The sequence below is a fragment of the Rhizobium sp. 10N414 genome (genome assembly GCF_056394785.1).
The window spans coordinates 112,872-137,755 of sequence record NZ_JBFTIN010000003.1; the positions used below are offsets into that span (position 1 = coordinate 112,872).

The window sequence follows — 24,884 nt, forward strand, 5'->3', positions numbered from 1 at the left end:
GGCCGCGCCGTGCGCGGAAACCATTTTCCGAAAGATGACGTATGGCGGGTATTGAACACAAAAAGGTGGAGCCGGATGAGGCGGGCATGCGGCTCGACCGCTGGTTCAAGGTGCACTTCCCGGGCCTCGGTTTCGGCCCGCTCCAGAAGCTGCTTCGCTCCGGACAGGTTCGCGTCGACGGTGGGCGAGTGAAAAGCGACACGCGTGTGCAGCCCGGACAGATGGTGCGCGTGCCACCGCTTGATGTCGATGCCAAGGCGAAAACCGGACCGATCGCTGGCCGCGATCTCAAGCACTCCGGCGATTTCGAACTGTTGTCGCGGATGGTGCTGCACGAAGACGACAAGGTCATCGTCCTTAACAAGCCCGCGGGCCTTGCGGTGCAGGGCGGCTCAGGCGTGACACGCCATATCGACAAGATGCTCGAAGCCTGGACCAGTCCGAAAGGCGAGAAGCCGCGCCTGGTGCATCGCTTGGACAGGGACACATCGGGTGTCCTGGTCATCGCACGCACCCGCGGCGCCGCCCAGAAGCTGACAGCCGCCTTTCGGGAACGCGACACGAAGAAGACCTACTGGTCGCTCGTGAAGGGGGTACCGCGCAAGCGCGAGGACAAGATCTCGACTTGGCTTGTGAAGGAAGCAACGCCGGATGGCGACCGCATGCGGATTGCCAAGCATGGTGAGGAAGGCGCCGACCACGCCGTTTCCTACTACCGCGTGGTCGAGACGGCGGCGCAGAGGCTCGCCTGGCTTGAAATGGAGCCCTATACCGGCCGTACGCATCAGCTTCGCGTCCATGCGCTCCATATCGGTCACCCGATCATTGGGGATCCCAAATATTTCGACGATGATCCGAACTGGGATTTTCCCGGCGGCGTTCAAAAGCGACTGCACCTGCACGCACGCCACATCGACATCCCGCATCCGTCCGGAGGGCGCCTTCGCATCACCGCGCCGCTGCCTCCGCATATGGTCCAGACCTGGAACCTGCTGGGATTTGATGAGAACTCTGCCGACGGAGCCGATGACGAATGAGACTGGCGCTCTTCGATTGTGACGGCACGCTGGTCGACAGCGCAGCACTGATCCATGAGGTGATGGCGCGGACCTTCGTGCACTTCGGATACGATAGGCCGGATGTCTCGTTGACGAAGTCGATCATCGGACTGACGCTGGATATCGCCATTGCGCGGATGCAGGGAAAGCCGCACGTGGACGACGAAGCGATCGCGATGACGGCACACTACAAGACGATCTATGCCGGTGTTCGTGACGAACCTGGAATGGACGTGCCGCTGTTCAATGGCATCAGGCCGTTGATCGATGAATTGGCGCAGAACGATGACATCCTGATCGGAGCGGTAACGGGCAAGTCGCGTCGCGGTCTTGTCCACATTCTCGAAACACACGGTTTCGCACCCCATTTTATCGTTTCGCGCACGGCTGACGACTGCCCATCGAAGCCCCATCCAGCTATGGTAATGGAGTGCTGCAGCGAGATCGGCATGAATCCCGCCGATGCGATTGTTATCGGCGATGCCATCTACGATATGCAGATGGCGAAGGCCGCGGGCGCGAAAGCGGTTGGCGTGTCGTGGGGCTATGCGAGCGTGGACGATCTGGTGTCTGCAGGGGCCGACGGCATTGTTCGTCACCCGAGTGACGTTTTGAAGCATTTTTCCTGAGGTGAAGCATGCGTGATCTGTTGAACGACCTGGCGGAAGGATTGAGCCATCCGGACCCTATTCGCCGTGCCCAGATCCAGATGAAGAAGCCGTTGCCGAAGCGCTTCTACAAGGCTGTCACGATCGCGGAAGTCGACGAAGGCCATTCCATCGAGCTGGACGGCAAGGCCATTCGTACGCCAGCGCGCAAACTGCTTGTTGTCGCGACGAAGCCACTTGCGGAGCTTTTGGTACACGAATGGGAGGCGCAGGTTGAGGTGATCGACCCCTCGACCATGCCTGTGACTCGGCTCGTCAACACCGCCATCGACGGAGTTGCAGCCGACACGCAAGCCGTCTTCGACGATATCGTGCGCTTCTCCTCGAGCGATCTGCTTTGCTATCGTGCCGAAGCCCCGCAAGCCCTCGTCGAGCGCCAGAGAGATCTTTGGGACCCGGTGCTCGATTGGGCCGGCAACTCGCTCGGCGCGCGCTTCATCCTGATCGAAGGCGTCATGCACCATGACCAGCCGCCGGAAGCAATTTCTGCGTATTCCGCAGCATTGAGGCGGCACGACGATGCGACGACCCTGGCGGCCTTGCACACCATCACGACACTGACCGGCTCCGCGCTGCTGGCGCTTGCCTTCGCCGATGGCACTCTGCCGGCGGACAAGGTTTGGTCGCTCGCGCATCTCGATGAGGATTGGACGATCGAGCATTGGGGCAGTGACGAAGAAGCCGAAGAGCGGCGCGCGAAGCGCTTTGAGGACTTCAAAGCCGCTGCGGACGTTTTTTTGGCCTTGAAGGGCTGAAACATATTGCGTTGAGCCGGGTTATCGCGAAAATCTGCGAGTCTATTGGGGGCGGATGCGGATTTTCTTAATGAGCTGGGTCAAGTCGTGCTTTTTACCGGTGGCGCTGGTTTGCATCGCGCTTGCCTCGTGCTCGATTTTCGCAAAGGAGCAACCCGCCCCGGTCTATGACGTGCGAAGCGCTGTCGTTGTCAGCGCGCAGAAGATCCCGCCAGCAATCCTTGCCGGTGTCGGCGATCGGGTAAATGCCGCGATAAACGCTACGGTGCGAACAGACGTCTATCCGCGCGTTGTGCTGACAATCCGGATCCTTTTTGTCGAAAAGGGCCAGGGCTTCGACAAGAGCCGGAATGTCGCAAAGGTCAGCGTCGATGCCGCCTCCGTCGACGATGGTTCGGTCATCGCCGTCAGTGCGTTTGAAGTGACAAGCTTCTCCAGTAGTCCAACGGCAGCCGACGAGATCCTCGCCGAGGATATCGCCGCTCGCATTCGTTCCGCTTTCTCACTGAGCGCCGGACGCGCTTGAACCAGCCGCGTGATCCGCGGCGAGGAGTATCCATGAAGGAAATTCTTGAGGAACTCGAACGCCGGCGCGGCATTGCACGGCTCGGTGGAGGCAAGGTGCGTATCGACGCGCAGCATCAGCGCGGCAAGCTGACGGCACGTGAGCGGATCGATCTTTTCCTGGACGAAGACTCCTTTGAGGAGTTCGACATGTTTGTCGAGCATCGATCCAACGATTTTGGCATGGACAAGACGCGGATCGCCGGTGACGGCGTGGTCACCGGTTGGGGAACGGTGAACGGGCGAACGGTATTCGTCTTCGCGAAGGACTTCACGGTGTTCGGCGGTTCGCTCTCGGAAGCGCATGCCGAGAAGATCATGAAGGTTCAGGATATGGCGCTCAAGAACAGAGCGCCGATCATCGGCATCTATGATGCCGGCGGCGCGCGTATCCAGGAAGGCGTGGCGGCGCTGGGCGGGTATGCGGAGGTCTTTCAGCGCAATGTGCTCGCCTCCGGCGTCATTCCGCAAATCTCGGTCATCATGGGTCCATGTGCCGGCGGTGACGTCTACTCGCCCGCCATGACCGATTTCATCTTCATGGTCCGTGATACCTCCTACATGTTCGTGACCGGCCCCGACGTGGTGAAGACGGTGACGAATGAGACCGTCACCGCGGAAGAACTCGGTGGCGCCTCGGTGCATACGACCAAATCCTCGATTGCCGACGGCGCCTACGACAATGACGTCGAGGCGTTGCTGCAGGTTCGGCGACTCATCGACGTGCTACCGCAGTCGAACACATCACCGGTGCCCGAAATCGAATGTTACCAGTCGGTGACAGATGCCGATGCATCGCTCGACACACTGGTGCCAACGAACGCGAGCAAGCCCTACGACATCAAGGAATTGATCCTAAAGACGGTGGATGAGGGTGATTTCTTCGAGATCCAGGCGAGCTTCGCCAAGAATATCGTCTGCGGCTTCGGTCGGATCGAAGGCTCGACTGTCGGTTTCGTGGCAAACCAGCCGATGGTGCTCGCCGGCGTGCTCGACAGCGATGCGTCGCGAAAGGCAGCCCGGTTCGTCCGCTTCTGCGACTGCTTCAACATTCCGATCGTAACCTTTGTAGACGTGCCCGGCTTCCTGCCTGGAACCGCCCAGGAATATGGCGGGCTGATCAAACATGGTGCGAAACTGCTGTTCGCCTATGCGGAGGCGACGGTGCCGAAGCTCACCGTCATCACGCGCAAGGCGTTCGGCGGGGCCTATGACGTCATGGCATCCAAGCATTTGAGGGGGGACTTGAACTACGCTTGGCCGACGGCTCAGATCGCCGTGATGGGCGCGAAGGGGGCCGTCGAAATCATCTTCCGCAAGGATATCGCCGATCCCGAAAAGATCAGCGCGCATACGAAGATGTACGAAGATCGGTTCCTTTCTCCGTTCGTCGCTGCCGAGCGCGGTTACGTGGACGAGGTCATCATGCCGCATTCCACACGCCGACGGCTGGCGCGGGGCCTAAAGATGCTTCGCAATAAAGACCTGAGCAATCCTTGGAAGAAGCACGACAATATTCCGCTTTAAGGAGAATAAAGTGGGGAAAGCCAAGGAAAATCAACAGGAAGTGATCGCCCGTCAACGATCCGTGTCTTCTTTCCTCTTGGCGAAGCAGCTAACCCTCCGCTGTCTTTATTCAAAAGGAGAGTCTACATGGAACGACTGAGCGCCTACCAGTCCTACGCGCTTGCCGCTCTGCGCATCATCACTGCGCTGCTGTTTATCGAGCATGGAACGATGAAGCTTTTCGCGTTCCCGGCCGCGCAGATGGACGGCCCGCTGCCGCCCTTGCTGCTGGTCGCCGCTTTGCTCGAAGTGGTCGGTGGCCTGCTGGTGCTGATCGGGCTGTTTACGCGGCCGGTCGCCTTCATCCTTTCGGGCCAGATGGCTGTTGCCTACTTCATGGCGCACGGATCGAAAGCGTTCTGGCCGGCTCTGAACGGTGGCGAGGCGGCAATTCTGTTCAGCTTCATCTTCCTGTTCATCTTCTTCGCTGGCCCCGGTGCTCTGTCGGTCGAGGGGCGCAAGGCCTCCGCCTGATGCAATAAAATGCCGTGGCCGGCTTTACCGGCCGCGGCTGCGGCTCGCTACCTGTTTTTTTGCCGCCTCAGGCAAGACGCTCCGCGTGCCACTTCAGATGATCGTCCATGAAGGTCGAAATGAAGTAGTAGGAGTGATCGTAGCGCTCGTGCAGGCGCAGGGTAAGCTTGATGTCAGTATCCTTCACAGCCTCATCGAACAGCCATGGACGCAGCCCGCTCTCTAGGAAGCCATCGGCCTTGCCTTGGTCAATCAGGAACTCGGGAAAACGTGCGCCGTCGCTTACCAAGGCGCAGGCATCATATTTCCGCCAGGTGGCACGGTCGGAGCCCAGATATTTCTCAAACGCTGGGGCCGACCAATCCGCGGTCGAAGGCTCCACGATGGGCGCAAAAGCCGAGCAGCTCTTGAACCGATCTGGGTTCCGGAGCGCGATGGTCATGGCACCGTGACCGCCCATCGAGTGACCGAAGATGCCCTGGCGGCTCATGTCCATGCGGAAGTGTTGGCTAACATAGGCCGGAAGTTCTTCGGTGATGTAGGTGTACGTCTGATAGTTTTCCGACCAAGGCCTTTCCGTCGCATCGAGATAGAAACCGGCGCCTTGGCCCATCTGCCAATTGGTAAGCTCATCCGGGACGTCATTGCCGCGCGGGCTCGTGTCCGGGCAAATGACGATCAGGCCGAGCTCTGCAGCCATGCGCCGATATTCGCCCTTTTCCATAACGTTTGCATGCGTGCAGGTTAGGCCTGAGAGATACCAGACAACCGGGCAGGGCTCCTTGATGGCCTTTGGTGGGACGAAAACTGCAAAAGTCATGTCGCACTTGCAGGCGTCGGATTCGTGCGTGAAAACACCCTGCATGCCACCAAAGGCAGTCGTCTGTGAAATTATGTTCATTCTTTATCGTCCGTTTTTGGGGTAAGAGCCTTGGCCCGGCGGCACAGGCGATCGAAAGTTTCGAGGAAGCGGGAGCGATCCTTCGGGCCGAAGGCCGCATTGTAACCCTTGCTTTCGCCGGTCTCTCTCAGGTGAGCGCCGAGATCGCGCATAGCGCTCGCCATGCCGATATTGGTATGGTCGAAGACCCGACCCGTCGGACCGCTGACGAGCGCGCCAGTTGCCACGCAACGGACCGCGAGCGGGACATCGGCAGTGACGACCACGTCACCGACACTGGCATGCTCGGCAATCCAGTTGTCGGCGGCATCGAACGAGGCCGAGACGATGACATTGTGCACCATCGGATCGCGGGAAGGACGCAGACCGGAATTCGCCACGAAGGTCACTTCCATGTCGTGGCGCTCGGCGACCTTGAGGATTTCCGGCTTCACCGGGCAGGCGTCTGCATCGACATAAATCATGAATTTCAATCTGCTTTGATGGAAACGCTAGGAGGCCCCGACGGGCGCGTAGCGGCGGTTCGTTCGGGGTCTCATAATCCGACGGCTGCCATTTGTTCAAGACGTCAGGCTTCCTTCAGTGTGCCTGCCTTTTTCGCCACCCAGGTTGCGATGACATCCATCAGCGTTGGGTTCAGGCAATCATAGGGCGTGAGGCCTAGCTCGTTCAGGCGACCGCGGACACCTGCCATCGCCGAAGGCGGCGTGCCGGATTCGATGATCGACGACACGAAGGCCGCGAATGTCGGCTCCGGCCAGCCACTCTCCTGAAAGCGTTCCGGATGAATGAAATCGAGCCCTTTGAAGGCATGTTCGCGCTCCACCGGTCCGTACATATGAACGCCGCAGGCCTTGCAGGCATGGCGCTGGATCAGCGCATCCGGATCGACGACCTGCAGCTTGTCGCCATTTTCCAGCACCGTGACGTTCTCATGCGGGGTCACGGCGACCACTGAAAAAGCCGCTCCCTTCGGCTTCCAGCATTTCGTGCAGCCGCAGGCGTGATTGTGCGCGATAGTACCCTTGATAGCGACCTTCACAGGACGGTCGACGCAGGCGCAGACCAGCGTGCCGCCGTTGAAATTTGCCTGGCCCTTTTTCACACCGCCGTCGAGGGCGGGGTGCAGCGATACTTGACTTGGCATGTTCAGCTCCTCCTCCTTAGCTGCCCACGGCTCCCAAATCAGGATCAATTTGCGAAAAAGCCGCAGGCCATTTTAAAGTCGCGCCGCATTCCGTCGTCCTCGCCTCAATACAGTACCACGCTTCGGATGCTTTCGCCGGAATGCATGAGTTCGAAGCCCTTGTTGATGTCTTCGAGCGGCATGGTGTGGGTGATCATCGGATCGATCTCGATCTTGCCCTGCATGTACCAATCGACGATCTTCGGCACATCGGTGCGGCCCCGTGCGCCGCCAAAGGCCGTGCCCATCCAGGAGCGACCGGTGACCAGCTGGAACGGCCGGGTAGAGATCTCCTGGCCGGCACCCGCAACACCGATGACCACGGACTTGCCCCAGCCGCGATGCGATGATTCCAGCGCCTGACGCATGACCTTGGTGTTGCCGGTGCAGTCGAAGGTATAGTCGGCGCCACCGATCTGGTCGGCGCCGCGCTTCGTCATGTTGACGAGGTAAGGCACGATGTCGTCGCCGACCTCCTTCGGGTTGACGAAATGCGTCATGCCGAAGCGCTCGCCCCAGGCCTTCTTGTCGTTGTTGAGATCAACGCCGATGATCATGTCGGCGCCGGCGAGGCGCAGGCCCTGGATGACGTTAAGGCCGATGCCGCCGAGACCGAAGACGATCGCGGTCGCGCCCATCTCCACCTTGGCGGTGTTGATGACGGCGCCGATGCCCGTGGTTACGCCGCAGCCGATATAGCAGATCTTGTCGAAGGGTGCGTCGGGATTGACCTTGGCGACGGCGATCTCCGGCAGCACCGTGTAGTTGGCGAAGGTTGAGCAGCCCATATAGTGGTGGATCTTGTCCTTGCCGATCGAGAAGCGCGAAGTGCCATCCGGCATCAGCCCCTGGCCCTGTGTCGAGCGGATGGCGGTGCACAGATTGGTCTTGCGCGACAGGCAGGACGGGCATTCGCGGCATTCCGGCGTGTAGAGCGGAATGACATGGTCACCCTTCTTCACCGAGGTCACACCTGGACCGACATCGACGACGATGCCGGCGCCCTCATGGCCGAGGATCGCCGGAAACAGACCTTCCGGATCGGCGCCCGAGAGGGTGAAATCATCCGTGTGGCAGATGCCGGTCGCTTTCACCTCGACCAGCACTTCGCCGGCTCGCGGGCCCTCCAACTGAACGGTCATCACTTCAAGCGGTTTTCCAGCCTGTACGGCAACGGCGGCGCGAACGTCCATGTCAGATGCTCCTACTGATTTGATTGGGCGGAGCTTTGCACGCACGACGCGGCCCGCTCAAGGGAAAACTGTCCGTGGGCGTGAGTTTCCGCCTCGAATAGGCTGATTGCGCCAATCCCTATACGGCCTGCGTCAAAAGAGCTTTTCAGTTGCGAAAATAATGGCATAGCCATGCACTGCGATGGCCGCGTAGAGGCCGAAGGCAACCAGCATGCGCTCGCCGTCCTTCATCTCTTCGAGCATCTGGCGCGGCTTCACGGAAGCGCCGCTGACGAGGCTAACAAGCGTGAAAACGAGCAGGCCCGCGGTTAGCACGTTCGCCGGCAAACCGATCTCGAATCCGATGCCGAGAATGCACAGGGTGACAACAAAACTGGCCGCAATCTGCGACCTTCGCGTGCGGAAAATTTGCCGGAGCACCTGGCCGCCGTCGAAACGGTGCATCGGCAGCAGGTTCAGCAGGTTGAAAGCGCCGAGGATCAACAGGAAGATGAGCAGAGGTCCACGTGACGCCAAGGGCAGCAGACCGGCATCGGCGAGCTGCGTGGCGACCGCGAGGATCGGGACAAGGAAAGCCGACATTCCTGCACCCATAAGGGCGCAGGTCGCCACCTCGAATAGCGACAGGTAGGGCCTCCCGCCGACCGCGATGCCACCCAGCAATGGTACGAAGATCATCCTGACGGATGCGTGACCGAACATCCGGTAGGCCGCCATATGCCCGAGTTCATGGAAGACAATGACAAGAGTCAGGAATGTCGAGAGCATCAGGCCACCTGCATCGAACCCAAGGAAGGGCCAGAGCAGCAGTGTCGACAACACCGCAAGACCGCCTTGGACCAGAGGTCGCTCAAAGTAGCCCTGTGGCAGCGACTCGCCTGTTTTCAACCATCCATCGAGCGCCTTCATTTCCCGGCGCAGGACGAAATAGCGGAACAAGAGGAACGCCAAGCCACGGTAGCGGTCGGTCTGTTCGATTTCCAGCAGCGCACCATCGGGTGTCGGTCGAATCATACGGCGCTCCCGGTAGTGGTCCCAGAATGTGGGATCCAGCGTGCTGTCATCGATGATGTGAGCCTGGAAGCCGTGGGCATTGCTCGCCATCCATGGCAACGGTTCCAATGCAAGTAGCCGTCGGGACGGCGCGCCGTTCTTGTCGAGATGCCGGTAGGTCTGTTCCACCACGCCGCGCCGATCGGCAAGGGCGTGACTGCTGATGACCGAGTGGTGCCAGGATGCATCCGGACCGGCGGGGTTCATCGCGTTCCAGAGTCTATCGGGGGAGCATCCGTAGGTCCGGCTGAGGCAAATGGTTCTGCGTCCCAGCGGGATTCGCATCAGAAGCCAGAGAAAACCGAGATTTATGACCAGCAAGAGGGTCGCCGATTGCAGCGCCGTCATTTGCTACCTCCACCGGGCATCCCGCCGGTGGGGCCACGATAGGCGGCCAGCCGTTAACAAAACCTAACCAGCGAGGCAGCAAGAGGCGTTAGCGTGCGTCAGGCAAACTCGAGAATGACGGCATCAACGGCAAGGCTCTCTCCGGGCTTGGCGTTGATCTTGCTGACGACCAAATCGCGCTCGGCGCGCAGCACGTTTTCCATTTTCATGGCTTCGACCACGGCAAGCGTTTCGCCCGCTTTGACTTCCTGGCCCTCGACCACGGCAATCGAAACGACGAGACCAGGCATCGGGCAGAGCAGCAGCTTCGACGTATCCGGCGGAAGCTTCACTGGCATCAGCTTATCGAGTGCGGCATGTCGCGGCGTCAATACCTTGGCTTTCAGCGATATTCCCTGCCAGTCCAGCCGGAGGCCATTGAGAACCGGGCGGATCTGCGCAATCACGCTTTGGCCCGCGACCTTGCCGCGCCAAACGGAATCGCCAGGTCTCCAGTCGGTGACGACATTGGAAATCTTGCCGCCAATCTCGATGTCCATGTCGAACGGGATCGTCACGAGCCCATCGACCAGACGTGCATCGACGTAACTGTCACCCAGCCTGACGGTCCAGTCCTCACGGGTCGCGCCGGAGGGGCCGCGCAAGCGATCGGCGAAGCGTTCCCGACGGTTGGCTTCAACGAGAGACGCAGAAAGAGCGACGGCCGCGAGGGTGGCTTGCTGATGTGCGTCCGGTACCATCGGCGCAAACCCATCAGGGTATTCCTCCGCGATGAAACCGGTCGACAGACGCCCTTCGCGCCAGCGGGGGTGCTTCATCAGCGCGGCCAGGAAGGGGACGTTGTGTTCAATTCCGTCGACGACGAAACCGTCGAGTGCCTCGCCCATCGCCTCGATCGCTTCAAGACGTGTCGGGGCCCAGGTGCAGAGCTTCGCGATCATCGGATCGTAGTACATCGAAATCTCGGCACCTTCGAAAACGCCCGTGTCGTTGCGCACGATGGTGTTGCCGGACTTGCCTTCGGCGGGTGGCCGATATCGCGTTAGGCGGCCGATCGATGGAAGAAAGGTTCGGTAGGGATCCTCGGCATATAACCGGCTCTCGATCGCCCAGCCGTTCAGCTTTATGTCGCTCTGCGTAAAGGGGAGCTTTTCACCGGCTGCAACGCGGATCATCTGTTCGACCAGGTCGATACCCGTCACCAGTTCGGTAACTGGATGTTCGACCTGCAGGCGCGTGTTCATTTCGAGAAAATAGAAATTGCGATCACGATCTACGATGAATTCCACAGTGCCGGCGCTTTGGTAGTCCACGGCGCGGGCGAGCGCGACCGACTGCTCGCCCATTGCCGCGCGAGTTTCGGCATCAAGGAAAGGCGAGGGAGCCTCTTCGACGACTTTCTGGTTGCGGCGCTGGATCGAGCATTCTCGTTCGCCGAGATAGACGACGTTGCCGTGTCCGTCCGCGAGCACCTGGATTTCAATGTGGCGGGGCTCGACAACATATTTTTCGATGAAGACGCGATCGTCGCCAAAGGAACTCTTCGCCTCGGAACGAGCCCGGTCGAAGCCGTCGCGGACTTCCGCTTCGCTCCAGGCAATGCGCATGCCCTTGCCGCCGCCGCCGGCAGAGGCCTTGATCATGACTGGGTAACCGATCTCGGCTGCGATCTTTTCCGCGTGAGATGCATCCTCGATGACGCCGAGATAGCCGGGTACGGTGGAGACCTTGGCGGCATTGGCGAACTTCTTCGACTCGATCTTGTCGCCCATCGCCATGATGGCTTTCGGCTTCGGGCCGATGAAGACAATGCCTTCCTTCTCCAGAGCTTCACAAAACGACGCTCGCTCGGAGAGGAAGCCGTAGCCGGGATGAACCGCTTCGGCGCCCGTCTGTTTGCAGGCGGCGATAATCTTGTTCGCCACGAGGTAGCTTTCGGCCGCCGCAGCGGGACCGATAAGAATGGCCTCATCAGCCATCTCCACGTGGAGTGCATCCCGATCCGCATCCGAGTAGACGGCTACCGTCGCAATTCCCATGCGGCGCGCAGTCTTGATGACGCGGCAAGCGATCTCGCCGCGGTTCGCGATCAGGATTTTCTTGAACATGGAGACTCCACCCAAAACATGCGTTCCGAAGTTTTACGCATAAAACCCCGGAACGCACAATCAGCCGAAAGAATATCGGCGGGTCTCAGGCCACGGCGGTTTCGTTGCAGAAACTGTCATCGACGATCCTCAGCCATCGGCTGCGGCGTGGGGCCTCGGCATAATCCGCGAGTTGGAGCGCCGAGAGAATGTCGGCCCAACGCGGATGATTTCCCGCCGGCAGCGTTGCCTCCGCGATCCGCATCATAACGCCCCAAGTGAGGGGCGGCGCACTGATAACGCCGGCATCGCTTATGCCGCGGAGAACCCGCATCATGTAATCGATATCCTGTCGCGTGATGCCCTTTCGATCCACTGCGCGCGATAGCCGATAGCCGCCGACGTTTTCCGCCAGCGCAAGACGTAACTGATCGAGGGCAAAGGCGCGCAACTCATCCGGCACGTTTACCGCGATCTCCATCACGTGCAGAACCAGTTCGAGCTCGAGCTCCGAATTGACCACGCCGTCGGTCGCGACCATGCGTATGAGCCAGGCCACATTGATCTCGTCGAGAGACCCCTGAGGGTAGCTATAGTTGACGATGAAGCCAGCAAGTTGCTCCACAAAGAAGGAGTTCCACTCCGGGCATTTTGCGGGGCAGGAATTGTTCAGCGCCAACATGGCGACAACGTCGTCGGCGGTCCGGATGCCTTCCGGGAAGGTATGCTTGCGCAGCAGACCGATGTCTTCGGTGGTCAGCTGATGCTTCCCGGCAATCACACATGCCGGAAAAGCGAGACGGAATTCGCTCATCTTTTGTCTCCAAGCCTCATCATGAGGCCGAAGGGCCCTTCTACTGCGAGCGAATTGATGATCCCTCAAGAAGCAGTGTTAATGGCGCGCTCAAATAGTCATGACGTTTTTAACGATCGCGCCTGCACACGCTCCCGCCAGATGATGAAGAGACCGGACGCGACGATGATCAGGATGCCGATCCACTTCGAAACGTTGGGAAAATCGCCGAAGAGCGCGTAGCCGAGTACTGTTGCTGAAATGATCTCGAAATACTGGAAGGGTGCGAGCAGCGACAGCGGTGCGAGCCGGAAGGCTCGGACGATAACCATATGGGCATAGCCCGAAATCGTCCCGAGGATCAGCAGCAGAACAAGTCCCAATGCCGAGGAGGGCAAGGAGGGATGGAAATCGCCGATGCCGAGTCCATTACCCACGATCAACGCGACAGCCATGAACACGGTGCCGCCGATACCAGCCATCGTCTGCATGGTCAGCGGGGAGTCAGCAATGCCGATCGCCCGGTTCATGAAGAGATAAAGCGAGTACAGGAAGGCGCAGAAGACGGGCAACAGCGCCTTCAGGCCGAAGATCTCATAGCTCGGCTGAATGACGATCATCGCGCCACCGAACCCGACGACAATCGCCATCCACCGACGCCAGCCAACCCTGTCACCGAGGAAGATAGCCGACAGCGCCGTGAGCATGAGGGGCTCGACAAAATAGATCGCGAATACGTCCGCGAGCGGCATATATTTCACGGCAACGAAGAAGAGCAGGCTCGCCGCCCCATGGAGGGCACCGCGCAACAGATTCATCCACGGGCGCTTGGCGTGAAGCGCCTTGCGGCCGAATACCGCGAAAAGGAACGGCAGCGTGCACACGAGCTGGAAGAAGAAGCGGTAGAATGTCACCTGGCCGGGCGACATCGCCTCGACGTTCGCCATGTATTTGGCGATTGCATCCATCGTCGGCAGCACGAGCATCGCGCCTGCCATCAGGGCCATTCCCTGGAGGGAATTCTGGTGTTCGGGAGGATTGCGCATCCGTGAGATTCTATATTTGGTCCAAGCGGCTATATAGAAAGTCACGGTGCGGGTGAAGGGGGCGGAGGGCACGTTGCAACCCAATGAGCACTCAGCAGGTCGCGAACGATGCGCCGTTATCGTCGTAAGGGTAAACCTTGGTGTAGTAGTCGCGCTCGCATCGTCGGCCTATGTTCGACTGTCGCGCTGAGCCGCCGCGTGATATGTGCGCCTCTAGATCGGCGCATGGGGTCAGAATTTTTCGTTGTGGGATCGTGATGGGTCATGAAGTTCACCTGCTGCCGCTGCTTATCAGTGTGATGGGGCTCGCTGGGATTGCCATTTGGCATATGCAGGGACAGGGACACCCGACCCAGCGCCTGATCGTTCAGATCGCAGTCTTCCTCTCAATGACGGCCGTGCTCGCCTACGCTCGCATTGTGCCGTTCCGCTTCGACCCCGCGGACCTAAACGGCGCCAACGCGTTGATGGTATCGGCCAAGATCCTCTGGTGGGTCCATTTGTCTTGGGCCGTGATCGGTTTCGTTCGTATCTACATCGTCCTGGACGGGCGGCCACGAGAGGCAAGACTGATCCAGGATCTCGTCGTCGCAATCGTCTATCTCGGGGTGCTGTTGTCCATCATGGCGTTTGTTTTCGGCGTGCCGATCGGAACGCTGCTGGCAACCTCTGGCGTCATCGCCATCATTCTCGGTCTTGCCCTACAGAGCACCTTGAGCGACGTATTTTCCGGCATCGCTCTCACACTGGGGCGCCCCTATGTCATCGGAGACTTCATTTACTTGAGCGATGGCACCGAGGGACGTGTTGTCGCCACCAACTGGCGCTCGACTTACCTTTTGACAGGCGCTCATAACATCGTGGTGCTGCCCAATAGCGTCCTGGCCAAGCTGGGGCTGACGAATGTTAGCCGGCCGGACGAGAACCATCAAATCGACCTGTCGATACGGGTTGCCCCGACACACATGCCCCGAACTATTGTCGAAGTGATGCGCACCGTGCTCGACAGCTGCAACCTCATCGTGAAGCAGCCGCCCCCAAACGTCGTGCTTGCCGGCATTGACGGCAGCGCAGTGACTGTCGAACTGCAATTTCGCGTCACCAGCCCGGCACAACGCGGTGCAGCGCGAACCGAAGTCATCGACCTCGTATATCGTCATTGCAAGGCGAACGGCCTGCAGTTGGCGTTCCCCCCGGAAAGCCCACTTGCAGGAGACTACCTAAGAAGCGCGCTGCGTCCCGCGATGCCCCCGGCGCAGAGCCTCATCGACGCCATTTCGATCTTCTCATTGCTGAGCCAGGAAGAGCGCAACGTCCTCGCCGCGTCCGCCAGCCGACGAACTTTTTCCCCGGGGGCCGAAATCGCCCAGGAAGGGGGTCGTCTCGCCAGCCTCATGATCGTACGCGCGGGCATCATCGCAATGAGGAAGGGTGACGAGGAAGTGGCGCGGTTGGCCCCTGGAGACTTTTTCGGGGAACAGGGATCGCTCGCCGGCTTGGCAGAGCAACATGGGCTCTATGCGGTAACGCGCGTAACCGTCTATGAGATCGACCAGACTGCTTTTGCGCCGCTGCTGCGTGAACGACCGGAACTCGCCGAAGACCTGGCTGCCCATCTTGCTCATCGCGAAGGGTTCGGGGTGCATTCCGGCGTACTGACAATCCACAATGAGCGGCGCAGACTGGATTTGCTCAAAGGAATTCGGTCGATTTTTCGCGTGCACCGGGAACACCTGAACCCTTGAGGATCGATCAAGGCGCCCCCATCCCAATCGAAGCCTAGTGTGTTTTTGACACCGCGGTCGGGTACCCGCGGTGGCGTGCCCGGTCATGTTCGCTCTGCGGCAAGAGTCAAGCGGCCCATCGGATCGGCCCAAACCGGCGCGGTCGGTTCGGCAAACCTTCGTATAGATTTGGCAAACCTTCGTATATCTATTGCGCCCCATGCCCGTCGCATAGGATCGGCTTCGGTCACAATCAATGACGTCAACGAAGGAGAAATGCCATGCGAAGGCTCGCAAGTGGCTTGCTTTGGGCAGCGCTGATGGCTGTGCCTGCCGTAGCCGCGGATAAACCCCACAATGCCAAGGTCTCAATCGTATTCGACCATGTGCTCCCGAACGTACCCGGAAAAAGCGTGCGCGGCGTGCTCGTCGAATACGGTCCCGGCGGCTCCAATCCCTCGCATACACACGCCAAAAGCGCCTTCATTTACGCCACCGTGATCGAAGGCAGCATCAAGAGCCAGGTCAACGATGGCCCGGTCAAGGTCTACAGGACCGGTGAAAACTGGATCGAGGTCTCCGGCGATCACCATAAGGTCAGCGCGAATGCGAGCAACACGAAGCCTGCGAAGATTCTTGCCGTCTTCGTCGTCGACACGACCGAGACGGAGCTGACGACCCCCGACAAGTAGCCGTTGCGGTGGGGTGGCAGGAGGCGACGGCAGTGCCGCCTGCTACTGCCTCAATCTCAAAACCTGAGATGTCCTCGGTGGATATCCAACCCTCAAGGAATAGAACCATGAAAATCGTCATCATCGGAGGCACGGGCCTCGTTGGAACGAAAGTTGCAGAGCGCCTGCGCAAGCAGGGACACGATGTAGTGCAGTCGTCCCCGTCGACCGGGGTCAACACACTCACAGGCGAGGGACTCGGCGACGTACTTGCCGGCGCGAACGTCGTACTCGACGTGACCAACTCGCCGTCATTTGAGCCGAGTGCCGTTCTCTCGTTCTTCCAAAGTTCCACAACAAACCTGCTCAAAGCAGAGCGCGCGGCAGGCGTCGGCCACCACGTCGCGCTTTCCATCGTTGGCGTCGAGAGATCGCCCGAGAACGGTTACTTCCGGGCCAAGGTTGCTCAGGAAGATCTCATCAAGAAGGGTGGCATCCCATACACCATCGTCCGCTCCACCCAGTTCCTCGAATTCCTGGGCGGGATCGCCGATAGCGCCACAGTCGATGGGACGGTCCACGTTTCACACGGCGCGTTCCAGCCAATTGCTGCGGACGAGGTTGCAGGCTTCGTCGCTGAGGCCGCTTCTGGTGCTGCCGAGAACCGAACCATCGAAATCGCAGGGCCTGAGAAGAAGCCCCTGAGTGATTTCGTTAAGGGCTATCTCACCGCAATCGGCGACAAGCGAACGGTCGTCGTCGATCCCCAGGCCAGGTACTTCGGTTCGCTAGTCGATGACCAGTCCTTGGTTCCTCTCGGACCAGCCAAGCTTGGCAAGCTGGACGTCAAAACGTGGTTTGCACAACGTCCCCAGGCTGCTGCCTGACCAGATGCGGCCTGGCGGCACCCCGCCGCCGGGCCTGCGTTTTTGAACGCGGGAGATTGCCGGGAGAAGGAAGATGGTCGAACTGCCTCGCCAGGATACCTTCGAGAAAACCGCCGAGACTGACAGAGGAACCACCGATGGGACCCCTGTCGATACGTTGAAGCCGACAGTGCCAGCGAAGTCGAACAGGAGCCTCTGGAAGAGACTATCTCTCGCCTTGGTCCTGCTAGCAGGCGCGGCGTTTGGTGTTCGATACGGCCATTACTATTGGACAGTCGGGCGCTTCATCGAGTCTACCGACAACTCCTACGTGAAGGCCGACTACACGACCGTCGCCCCCAAAGTGGCCGGCTATATCAAGGACGTGCGGGTCAGCGACAATGACCCAGTCACAGCCGGTCAGGTTCTCGCAACAATCGATGATCGCGATTTCCAGATCGCTCTCAACTCGGCACGCGCAGACTTGCAAGGTGCGGAGGCCGCCATTGCCAACCTGGATGCGCAGATTGAACTTCAGGCATCCGTGATCGAGCAGGCGAGGGCCTCAGTCGATGTCTCGAAAGCATCCTACAACTTTGCAAAATCCGATGCGGCGCGAAATGCGCGGCTGACATCAAATGGGTCCGGTACTCTGTCGCGCGCCGAACAGAGCCAGTCCATACTGGATCAGGCGTCTGCAGCGGTAGAGCGCGATCAGGCCGCGTTTGTTGCCGCACAGAACAAAGTGCGAGTCCTTAGGACACAACGCGACCAGATCGTAGCCCAGCGAGATCGAGCCGAGGCGGCCGTCCAGCAGGCCAAACTCAACCTTTCCTACACGAGCATTGTTGCAGCAGTCGACGGAACCGTTGGTGCGCGGTCGATCCGTGTTGGCCAGTTCGTCTCGTCCGGCACCCAGCTCATGGCGGTGGTTCCGCTCCATGCCGTGTATGTTGTCGCGAACTTCAAGGAAACCCAACTCACTTACGTTCGCCCCGGCCAAACCGTCGAGATCAGGGTCGACAGCTTTCCGGATCTTACGGTGAAGGGTCACGTCGACAGCATCTCGCCCGCCAGCGGCCTGGAATTTTCGTTGCTTCCACCCGACAACGCGACCGGAAACTTCACCAAGATCGTGCAGCGCATTCCGGTCAAGATCCTCATTGATGACGAGGGTGTCGCCGGCAAGCTCCGGTCCGGAATGTCGGTGGAGCCTGAAGTGGATACCAAGGCCACCCGGATGTCGGAAGGAATATGAGGATCGGTGCTTCCATGGTCGTGATCGGCAGTCATTGGAAGCCCGAAGGAGTGAGGTCTCATGGCTACTCTTCTGGTCCCTGCCAACAGCAATCAGCAGTTTGCGAAATCGGCCGAGCCCGCGCTGAGTGCTTTTCGGATGTGGTGCGCGGTGGTCGGCTCAACGCTCGGCGCGTTCATGGCCGTCCTGAACATTCAGATTGTCAACGCATCACTGGCAGACATCCAGGGAGCCATAGGAGCCGGGAAGGACGATGGAGGGTGGATATCGACCTCCTATCTGATCGCCGAGATTGTCGTTATTCCCCTCACGGGCTGGCTGGCGCGCGTCTTTTCTGTCCGCACCTATCTCCTAGTCAACGCCGCCCTGTTTCTGGTCTTCTCGGTTACCTGTGCCTTTGCAGCTAACCTGCAACAGATGATCGTGCTGCGCGCGATCCAGGGCTTTACCGGCGGCGTCCTCATCCCCATGGCATTCACCATCATCATCACGTTGTTGCCGAAACCCAAGCAACCGATCGGCCTCGCGCTGTTTGCGCTGTCGGCAACCTTTGCTCCCGCCATAGGACCGACGATCGGGGGCTACCTGACGGAAAACTATGGTTGGGAGTTCATCTTCTACGTCAATCTGGTTCCGGGATTGCTCATGATTGCAATGCTCTTCGTATCTCTGGAGCCCGCCCCGATGAATTTGGGTCTGCTTGCCAAGGGCGACTGGCCGGGCATCGTGATGATGGCCGTTGGATTGGCAGCCTTGCAAACGGTGCTCGAGGAAGGGAACAAGGAAGACTGGTTCGGATCCGACTTCATCGTTCGGCTATCGGTCATTGCCGTGGTGTCGCTTACGCTGTTTCTCATCATCGAGATAAAGTCGGCTCACCCACTTCTGAACCTGCGGCTGCTCCTGCGCCGCAATTTCGGTTTCGGTGTCGTTGCCAATTTTCTGCTGGGAATGGCACTCTACGGTTCGGCCTTCATCCTGCCGATCTATCTCTCACGGGTTCAAGGATACAATTCGGAGCAGATCGGGGCCGTTCTTGCCTGGACGGGCATACCGCAGCTTCTGCTCATCCCGCTTGTACCGCGGATGATGAAGGTCTTCGACGTCCGTTTGCTGATCGTCGTCGGATTCAGTCTATTTGCGGCTTCGAACTTCATGAATGTCTATATGACCGCTGACTATGGAAGCGACCAGCTTTTCTGGCCGAATGTCGTGCGTGCGGTCGGACAGGCGCTCGTCTTCACGCCGCTTTCGGCGATTGCAACAGCGGGTATCGAAGAGCAGAACGCCGGATCGGCGTCTGCTCTGTTCAACATGATGCGCAATCTCGGCGGCGCTGTCGGAATTGCTTCCCTGCAGACTTTCCTGACGAAGAGGGAGCAATTTCACTCCAACATTCTGACCAATGCGGTCAGCGCCTTTGAGGAAGCGACTCGTAATCGTGTCGCGCAGTTGACGGCCTATTTCATGAGCCACGGCGTCAGCGACCAAGCAACGGCAACACACAAGGCCGTTGTCGCGATCGCGCTCAGAATCAGGAAACAGGCCAACATCATGGCCTTTAGCGATACTTTCTTCCTGTTGGGGGTGGCACTCGTCGTGGCCTTGCTTGCCTCGCTCCTGCTGAAGAAGCCCGGCCAGCTCTCCGAGGGTGGGGCGCACTGACTGCTACAGCCGACTGTGTAAGCTTGGAGCAAGCTGAAGTTGCAACTTATCTTCCACATCACGTCGATATGGAGGAATGAAAAACGTGCGAGTAAATTCTGATAGTTCGGTCTACAGCCTCATGATGCCAACGTCGCGTAAAGCGCCGTCTGTTTCCGACGAGAAGCTGCAAGTTGTGTCGGCGCCCAAGGCCCCGGCCGTTCGTTCGGACGATCAGCTCATCGATGATTTTTACGCGCGCCTGACCAAACAGCAGCTCGATTGGGCCGACAGCAACAAGGACAGCACTGTCACCAAGAGCGAATACATGGATTCACAGGCACGCCTTGCGAAGATCGACAATCGTGTGTTCGATCCTGCAACCGCCGAGCAGTATTGGAACAAGCTCGATCCCACCGGCAAAGGATGGCTCGACGAAAGCGAGTTGCGCGAAGGTTACGAGAACCTCCTACCGGTCAGTGTCGGACATCTGGATGCGAACTACGCCGAGCGTCTCCGCACGAGGCAGGGGTAGCGTCCATCGAGACCGCGAATTTCCCGTGATCTCTCACGCGACATCTTGCACGGACATGCTCGTGAACAGCCACTCGTGGAAGGAAAGCGTCCCTGTTGCGATGATGCAAGAGGGTAGAAGGCCGTCCTTCGAGAGGGCAACGCCGAAATAGCGGGCAGTAGGGTCGAGGACGACCGGACGGGGGTCTTCCGCGGCGGTAAGAAGCTCCTGCGCGATTTCCACCAGTTCAAAAGCTTCAGGGCCGCCGATCTCAACAATTGAGTTCGACGGCTTCGCGGTCGCCAAGTTGGTAATCGCGCCAGCCGCTTCGTCGGCAGCTATCGGTTGGACACGAACAGAAGGCACTCTCAGCGTTTCGTCCACGGCGCTTGCATCGACAATCCCATTGAAGAACTCGAACATCTGCGTCGAGCGTGCAATCGTGAACGGCAACCCGGAGGCTCGTATCAGGTTTTCCTGCACCAGCTTTGCGCGAAAATAGTCGTTCTCCACCAGTCGATCGACAGCAACAACCGACAGCGCAAGGTAGTGTGTCACTCCGGAAGCTTTCGCGGCGGACAGAAGGTTGCCGCTTGTTTTCCTGAAGAAGTCGAGTGTATCTGTCTCTCCGAATGATCCGGTATTCGTCACGTCAATGACGACATCTGCTCCGGACAGTGCACGTTCCACGCCTTCACCCGTGTAGGCGTTGACGCCTGTGCTCGTAGAGGCTCTTGTGATGTCGAATCCATCGCGTTCAAGGATGCGAGCGATCTTGGATCCCATCATGCCGGTTGCGCCGATAACCGCGATCTTCATCTCATGCCCCTCGTAGTTTGCTGTCTCATTCGATCCGTCTCGATTTTTGGGGTGCTGTTAGGTTCGGTTGTTGGTCGAAGAAGGTCAATGCAAACCAAGGTTTGGGGTGATCGGGCCGGCACTGTCGCCGGTCGTTGCGGCTCCCTAGGTCGCCCCCGAGACGTAAACCAAGGTTTACCATCCCAGGATCTCTAACTCGTGATAAGTTGGCGGTGAGCACAATTCCGCGAGCGGCGAACCCATCACGGGAGGGGCGAGCGGGAACCGGCCCTTCAACATCGGGAGTGCGATTGGTGAGCGTTCGCCTTTTAGTCGAGGTGAGATCATGGAAAACTTGGCAAAGAAGGCGGATTTATCCGCCGAACCTATCGTTCACGTCATCGACGACGACAAGGAGATCCGGGAGTCTTTGCTCGATCTCTTCATGATCACGAACAGGCGCGCCTCTGCCTACTCCACCGGTCCTGATTTCCTTAAGACTGTTGACACGACCGCGCCCGGTTGTGTCGTGGTCGACCTTCGAATGCCCGAAGGCAGCGGCTTGGATGTCCAAAGCGAACTCATCAGCATGGGAAGCAGGATGCCCGTGATATTTCTGACCGGCCACGCGGACGTTCCGGCGAGCGTCAGAGCCATGAAGGCGGGAGCCACCGATTTCATCATGAAGCCATTCGTCAACCGGGATCTACTCGATGCGGTGGATCACGCAATTCAACTGGACGGCGAAAGACGAAAGATTGAAGCCGAACAGGCTCATGTCCGGTCACTGGTCGACACGCTGACCCCGCGAGAGCATGAGGTCATGCTTGCCGTTGTCAGTGGGCTTATGAACAAACAGATCGCCTTTGAACTCGGGATCAGCGAGATGACTGTGAAGCTCCATCGGATGAGCGTGATGCGAAAGATGCAGGCTCGCTCTCTTGCCGACCTTGTTCGCAGAGTCGAGAAGCTCCAGACCCGTTGATCCGGCGGTACGAAACGACGACGCCGGAACACCCGTCAGCCTCCAGCGCAGAATACTAATGGCTGAGATATTCGAACTGCCGAACCAACTCCGCCAGGGACGCCGCCCGCATCTTTTTCATGGCACGCCCACGATGGAGCTTCACCATGATCTCGCTGATGCCGAGTTCAAAGGCGATCTGCTTGTTCATCAACCCGCTCACGACGAGTCCGATGATCTGGACTTCGCGTGGGGTGAGGGTGGCAGCTCGCTCCAGTATTTCTTTGCGATACGCTCGCTGGGTCTGCCGCTCCCGATCGATGGTGAACGCCGTTTTGATCGCCTCGACAACCTCGTGTCGCTGCAACGGTTTTGGCAGAAAGTCCACGGCGCCCGCCTTCATGGCATTGACGCTTGTCGTCACGTCCCCGTGTGCCGTCATGAAAACCACGGGAAGGTCATATCCACGTGTCTTCAGTTCCTTCTGGAATTCGATGCCGTTCAGATCGGGCAGTCGCACGTCAAGAAGAATGCAGCCACCCGCATCCTGCGAGGCTTGGCTGAAGAAATCGAGGGCCGCATCGAAGCCCAAGGCGTGAATTCCAAGTGACTCGAGCTGATCAATAAGTGAAATGCGAAATTGCTCGTCGTCTTCCACCACATGGACGGTCTGCTGAACCAGAGGTTCGCCTGTCTGCATAGTAGGATTGGCCATGAACGTCCCCCGGACAGCTCATTTGCTCATGGTATATTAGCCATCGCAATTTTCGCAGACAAGTAAGCGAATGTTGCATGAGGAAGCTCCGAGCGCTTTCTGCACCGCGGGCCTTGCTGGTGGCTATCCTCTTGGAAACGGGAGGAACCGGAAATAGCAACAGGCCTGAACCTTCTGTTATAGTGGGACGATGGACAGTTTCGAGTGCGGGATATGGAGCGGAATGGGGCAAGAGGCTGGCCTACAAATACGACGCCGATCGGCAACGTTTCCTTGACGGACTGCGCTGCGCCGGCCTCCCAGAATAGCATTTTGAGTAGGTGTTTCGCGCATTTAGGCGCCGCAGCCTCAGTTCTGCTCGTTCCAATATCTTTGCCAGAGGTCGAGCCTGGGCTTCAGCGGATCGGGCCCTACGATCGCGCCGTCGTTGGTGAAGTTGATGAGTTTATCGGTATTGGGGTCGTAGATGGGCCAATATGGCCGTGAGCCACCATTGGGATCGCCCTTTCTTGCAAAATCGACCCAATAGCCACTCGCAAGTGCGGCCATGGCCCAGTCGGCAGGCGTAACCTTGTCTTTCACCAATGCGGCTGGGATGTCGAACATATACGGAATCTCAAAGCCGTGCGGAGTGCCTTTCCATTTCGGATCATCGCGCAGCGCCTCGGCGACATAGGAGAAGCGATACCACCAGGTCGGCTGACCTGCTCGGATCATCTCGTCAGCGAGATGGCGAGACGGCTCAACGAGCGTCTTGTCTGCGAAAAGCTGCTGTCTGAGCTCTTCGAGCGTCTCTCGGTTCCCGGGGTCATAAAGCGCGCGAGCCTCTGCCGCAGCCTTCCCGAATATCTGGAACAGGTCGTCTTTCGTCGCGGCCTGGCCGATACCAAGATCACGACTATTCGCTCCGACAATGACGGGCACTGGCGCTTGACGTCCTGCTGCGAAGGCCGCCTCGGGCGTTTCGAGCAAAAACCGTCCATCAAGGATAGGTCCTGAAATGCCGATGACCGGCTTGCTTGTCGACATTCCCGCCAGCGCCTCTGGTGCCGATGCACCCTCGGTCAGCTTTTCAGCAGGTAGCGCCCGGAGCGCTGCGAGAGCGCCGGAATCGGTGCCAGTGATTCCGAGAGAGTCGGCAAAGTCCAACGCGGCTTTCTCCGCTTGCTTCAGCGATGACAGCGGCAAGCTTTGGGCACGCGCCGTGGGAGCGCCCGGCGACTGCAAAATGGCTGCCTGGAAGAGCCCTCGCGACAAAGGCGACACCATGTGAGCCATCACCGAGCCGCCGCCTGCTGACTCTCCGAATATGGTCACCCTCTTCGGATCGCCGCCGAAGGCCTTGATGTTCTGTTGCACCCATTTCAAGGCTGCAAGCTGGTCCATGTAACCATAGTTACCGACCGGTTCATCAGGAGATTCCTCTATGAGCCCAGGATGAGCGAAGAAACCCAACCGTCCCAGGCGGTAGTTCAAGCTGACGAACACAACTCTCTGCGCGGCGAGCTGGTCGCCGGGGTACTGAAGGGTATTCCCGTGTACAAGAGCGCCGCCGTGTATCCAAACCATAACCGGAAGCGGTGTCCTGGAACGTTTGACTGGTGTCCAGATGTTGAGAGTCAAACAGTCCTCGGACTTTGGCAAATCATCGGCCTGCACGCATGAGGGACCGAAGTTCCGCGATTCCCTGACGCCATTCCATTTCGACACCGGTGTTGGATTGCGCCATCGCAGATTACCAACAGGCGGAGCGGCGTAGGGTATGCCTTTGAAGCTAATGACCGTGCCTGTCGTCTCACCTCGCAGCATTCCGCTGTCGATTTGAACGGTATCGTCTGCAGCATCAGTTCTTGGTGCAAAGATCATCTGACACGTTGCGACCGCCAAAACGACCAAGAATTTGCTACTGCGGTCTACGGGCACCATCCCCTCCAATCACCAGATTCTGACGGTCTGCAGGTAAAAATACTCCCCTCTGGCGACATCAAAAAGCGTTCATCCGCTCACGACAAATGCTGTGCTAACGCACCCATTTCGC

The 24,884-nt window shown here is 58.9% G+C and carries 24 protein-coding genes; 13 read left to right on the top strand and 11 right to left on the bottom strand.

Annotated features, from left to right (window positions below; genetic code table 11):
• Positions 1-41 precede the first annotated feature (41 nt).
• The 6 genes from AC1DE4_RS05530 to AC1DE4_RS05555 all read left to right on the top strand — a co-directional run bounded on the left by AC1DE4_RS05530 (position 42) and on the right by AC1DE4_RS05555 (position 5,085).
• The gene (locus AC1DE4_RS05530) at positions 42-1,037 is read left to right on the top strand and encodes an RluA family pseudouridine synthase (protein WP_018854923.1); all 996 of its coding nucleotides are present in this window, start codon (positions 42-44) and stop codon (positions 1,035-1,037) included.
• Positions 1,034-1,687, top strand: a complete 654-nt coding sequence (locus AC1DE4_RS05535) for an HAD-IA family hydrolase (protein ID WP_018854924.1) — start codon at positions 1,034-1,036, stop codon at positions 1,685-1,687. Before AC1DE4_RS05530 ends, AC1DE4_RS05535 begins: the two co-directional genes overlap by 4 nt.
• Positions 1,688-1,695: 8 nt before the next feature.
• Positions 1,696-2,481 carry an ATP12 family chaperone protein gene (locus AC1DE4_RS05540; protein ID WP_025661162.1) on the top strand — a complete coding sequence of 262 codons (786 nt, stop codon included), beginning with the start codon at positions 1,696-1,698 and terminating at the stop codon, positions 2,479-2,481.
• Between the two features lie 70 nt (positions 2,482-2,551).
• On the top strand, positions 2,552-3,007 hold the full coding sequence (locus AC1DE4_RS05545; RefSeq protein ID WP_025661161.1) for a hypothetical protein: 456 nt from the start codon (positions 2,552-2,554) through the stop codon (positions 3,005-3,007).
• A 32-nt stretch (positions 3,008-3,039) separates the two neighbouring features.
• Entirely contained in the window at positions 3,040-4,572 is a 1,533-nt protein-coding gene (locus tag AC1DE4_RS05550; RefSeq protein WP_025661160.1) for an acyl-CoA carboxylase subunit beta, read from the top strand.
• Positions 4,573-4,698: 126 nt separating this feature from the next.
• On the top strand, positions 4,699-5,085 hold the full coding sequence (locus AC1DE4_RS05555) for a DoxX family protein (RefSeq protein ID WP_018854928.1): 387 nt from the start codon (positions 4,699-4,701) through the stop codon (positions 5,083-5,085).
• A gap of 67 nt (positions 5,086-5,152) precedes the next feature.
• Here AC1DE4_RS05555 and fghA read toward each other — a convergent pair whose 3' ends face one another.
• The 8 genes from fghA to AC1DE4_RS05595 form a co-directional block, all read right to left on the bottom strand.
• On the bottom strand, positions 5,153-5,986 hold the full coding sequence (gene fghA, locus AC1DE4_RS05560; protein ID WP_477880407.1) for an S-formylglutathione hydrolase: 834 nt from the start codon (positions 5,984-5,986) through the stop codon (positions 5,153-5,155).
• A complete protein-coding gene (locus AC1DE4_RS05565) occupies positions 5,983-6,450 on the bottom strand; it encodes a YaiI/YqxD family protein (RefSeq protein ID WP_025661158.1) in 468 nt (155 codons plus the stop codon). Before AC1DE4_RS05565 ends, fghA begins: the two co-directional genes overlap by 4 nt.
• A 104-nt stretch (positions 6,451-6,554) precedes the next feature.
• A complete protein-coding gene (gene gfa / locus AC1DE4_RS05570) occupies positions 6,555-7,133 on the bottom strand; it encodes an S-(hydroxymethyl)glutathione synthase (RefSeq protein WP_018854931.1) in 579 nt (192 codons plus the stop codon).
• Positions 7,134-7,237: 104 nt separating this feature from the next.
• On the bottom strand, positions 7,238-8,365 hold the full coding sequence (locus AC1DE4_RS05575) for an S-(hydroxymethyl)glutathione dehydrogenase/class III alcohol dehydrogenase (protein ID WP_018854932.1): 1,128 nt from the start codon (positions 8,363-8,365) through the stop codon (positions 7,238-7,240).
• Between the two features lie 132 nt (positions 8,366-8,497).
• Complete coding sequence (locus AC1DE4_RS05580) at positions 8,498-9,766, bottom strand: zinc metalloprotease (protein ID WP_025661157.1); 1,269 nt, start codon at positions 9,764-9,766, stop codon at positions 8,498-8,500.
• 98 nt (positions 9,767-9,864) lie between these two features.
• Positions 9,865-11,874, bottom strand: coding sequence for an acetyl-CoA carboxylase biotin carboxylase subunit (locus AC1DE4_RS05585; protein ID WP_477880410.1), 2,010 nt, complete (start codon positions 11,872-11,874; stop codon positions 9,865-9,867).
• Between the two features lie 85 nt (positions 11,875-11,959).
• Positions 11,960-12,667: a hypothetical protein gene (locus AC1DE4_RS05590; protein WP_025661155.1), complete on the bottom strand. Its 708-nt coding sequence runs from the start codon at positions 12,665-12,667 to the stop codon at positions 11,960-11,962.
• Positions 12,668-12,765: 98 nt separating this feature from the next.
• Complete coding sequence (locus tag AC1DE4_RS05595; protein ID WP_477880412.1) at positions 12,766-13,692, bottom strand: DMT family transporter; 927 nt, start codon at positions 13,690-13,692, stop codon at positions 12,766-12,768.
• A gap of 257 nt (positions 13,693-13,949) precedes the next feature.
• Between AC1DE4_RS05595 and AC1DE4_RS05600 the strand changes: the two genes are divergently transcribed.
• From AC1DE4_RS05600 to AC1DE4_RS05625, 6 genes are all read left to right on the top strand, one after another.
• Positions 13,950-15,437: a mechanosensitive ion channel domain-containing protein gene (locus tag AC1DE4_RS05600; RefSeq protein ID WP_477880414.1), complete on the top strand. Its 1,488-nt coding sequence runs from the start codon at positions 13,950-13,952 to the stop codon at positions 15,435-15,437.
• 260 nt (positions 15,438-15,697) lie between these two features.
• Positions 15,698-16,108: a cupin domain-containing protein gene (locus tag AC1DE4_RS05605; RefSeq protein ID WP_477880416.1), complete on the top strand. Its 411-nt coding sequence runs from the start codon at positions 15,698-15,700 to the stop codon at positions 16,106-16,108.
• Positions 16,109-16,215: 107 nt separating this feature from the next.
• Positions 16,216-16,974, top strand: coding sequence for an SDR family oxidoreductase (locus AC1DE4_RS05610; RefSeq protein ID WP_477880418.1), 759 nt, complete (start codon positions 16,216-16,218; stop codon positions 16,972-16,974).
• A gap of 73 nt (positions 16,975-17,047) precedes the next feature.
• Positions 17,048-18,211: an HlyD family secretion protein gene (locus AC1DE4_RS05615; RefSeq protein ID WP_062370870.1), complete on the top strand. Its 1,164-nt coding sequence runs from the start codon at positions 17,048-17,050 to the stop codon at positions 18,209-18,211.
• 60 nt (positions 18,212-18,271) lie between these two features.
• The gene (locus AC1DE4_RS05620) at positions 18,272-19,876 is read left to right on the top strand and encodes an MDR family MFS transporter (RefSeq protein WP_477880421.1); all 1,605 of its coding nucleotides are present in this window, start codon (positions 18,272-18,274) and stop codon (positions 19,874-19,876) included.
• 76 nt (positions 19,877-19,952) lie between these two features.
• Complete coding sequence (locus tag AC1DE4_RS05625) at positions 19,953-20,390, top strand: hypothetical protein (RefSeq protein WP_025661148.1); 438 nt, start codon at positions 19,953-19,955, stop codon at positions 20,388-20,390.
• Positions 20,391-20,423: 33 nt separating this feature from the next.
• On the opposite strand, the gene AC1DE4_RS05630 is transcribed toward AC1DE4_RS05625, so the two are convergent.
• Positions 20,424-21,188, bottom strand: coding sequence for an SDR family oxidoreductase (locus AC1DE4_RS05630; protein WP_025661147.1), 765 nt, complete (start codon positions 21,186-21,188; stop codon positions 20,424-20,426).
• A 325-nt stretch (positions 21,189-21,513) separates the two neighbouring features.
• Here AC1DE4_RS05630 and AC1DE4_RS05635 point away from each other — a divergent pair, with 325 nt between their 5' ends.
• The gene (locus AC1DE4_RS05635; RefSeq protein WP_477880424.1) at positions 21,514-22,152 is read left to right on the top strand and encodes a response regulator transcription factor; all 639 of its coding nucleotides are present in this window, start codon (positions 21,514-21,516) and stop codon (positions 22,150-22,152) included.
• Positions 22,153-22,207: 55 nt separating this feature from the next.
• Here AC1DE4_RS05635 and AC1DE4_RS05640 read toward each other — a convergent pair whose 3' ends face one another.
• Together AC1DE4_RS05640 and AC1DE4_RS05645 are read right to left on the bottom strand one after the other, a co-directional pair.
• Complete coding sequence (locus AC1DE4_RS05640) at positions 22,208-22,846, bottom strand: response regulator transcription factor (RefSeq protein ID WP_025661145.1); 639 nt, start codon at positions 22,844-22,846, stop codon at positions 22,208-22,210.
• Between the two features lie 348 nt (positions 22,847-23,194).
• The gene (locus AC1DE4_RS05645) at positions 23,195-24,772 is read right to left on the bottom strand and encodes a carboxylesterase family protein (RefSeq protein ID WP_084659771.1); all 1,578 of its coding nucleotides are present in this window, start codon (positions 24,770-24,772) and stop codon (positions 23,195-23,197) included.
• Between the last annotated feature and the right edge of the window lie 112 nt (positions 24,773-24,884).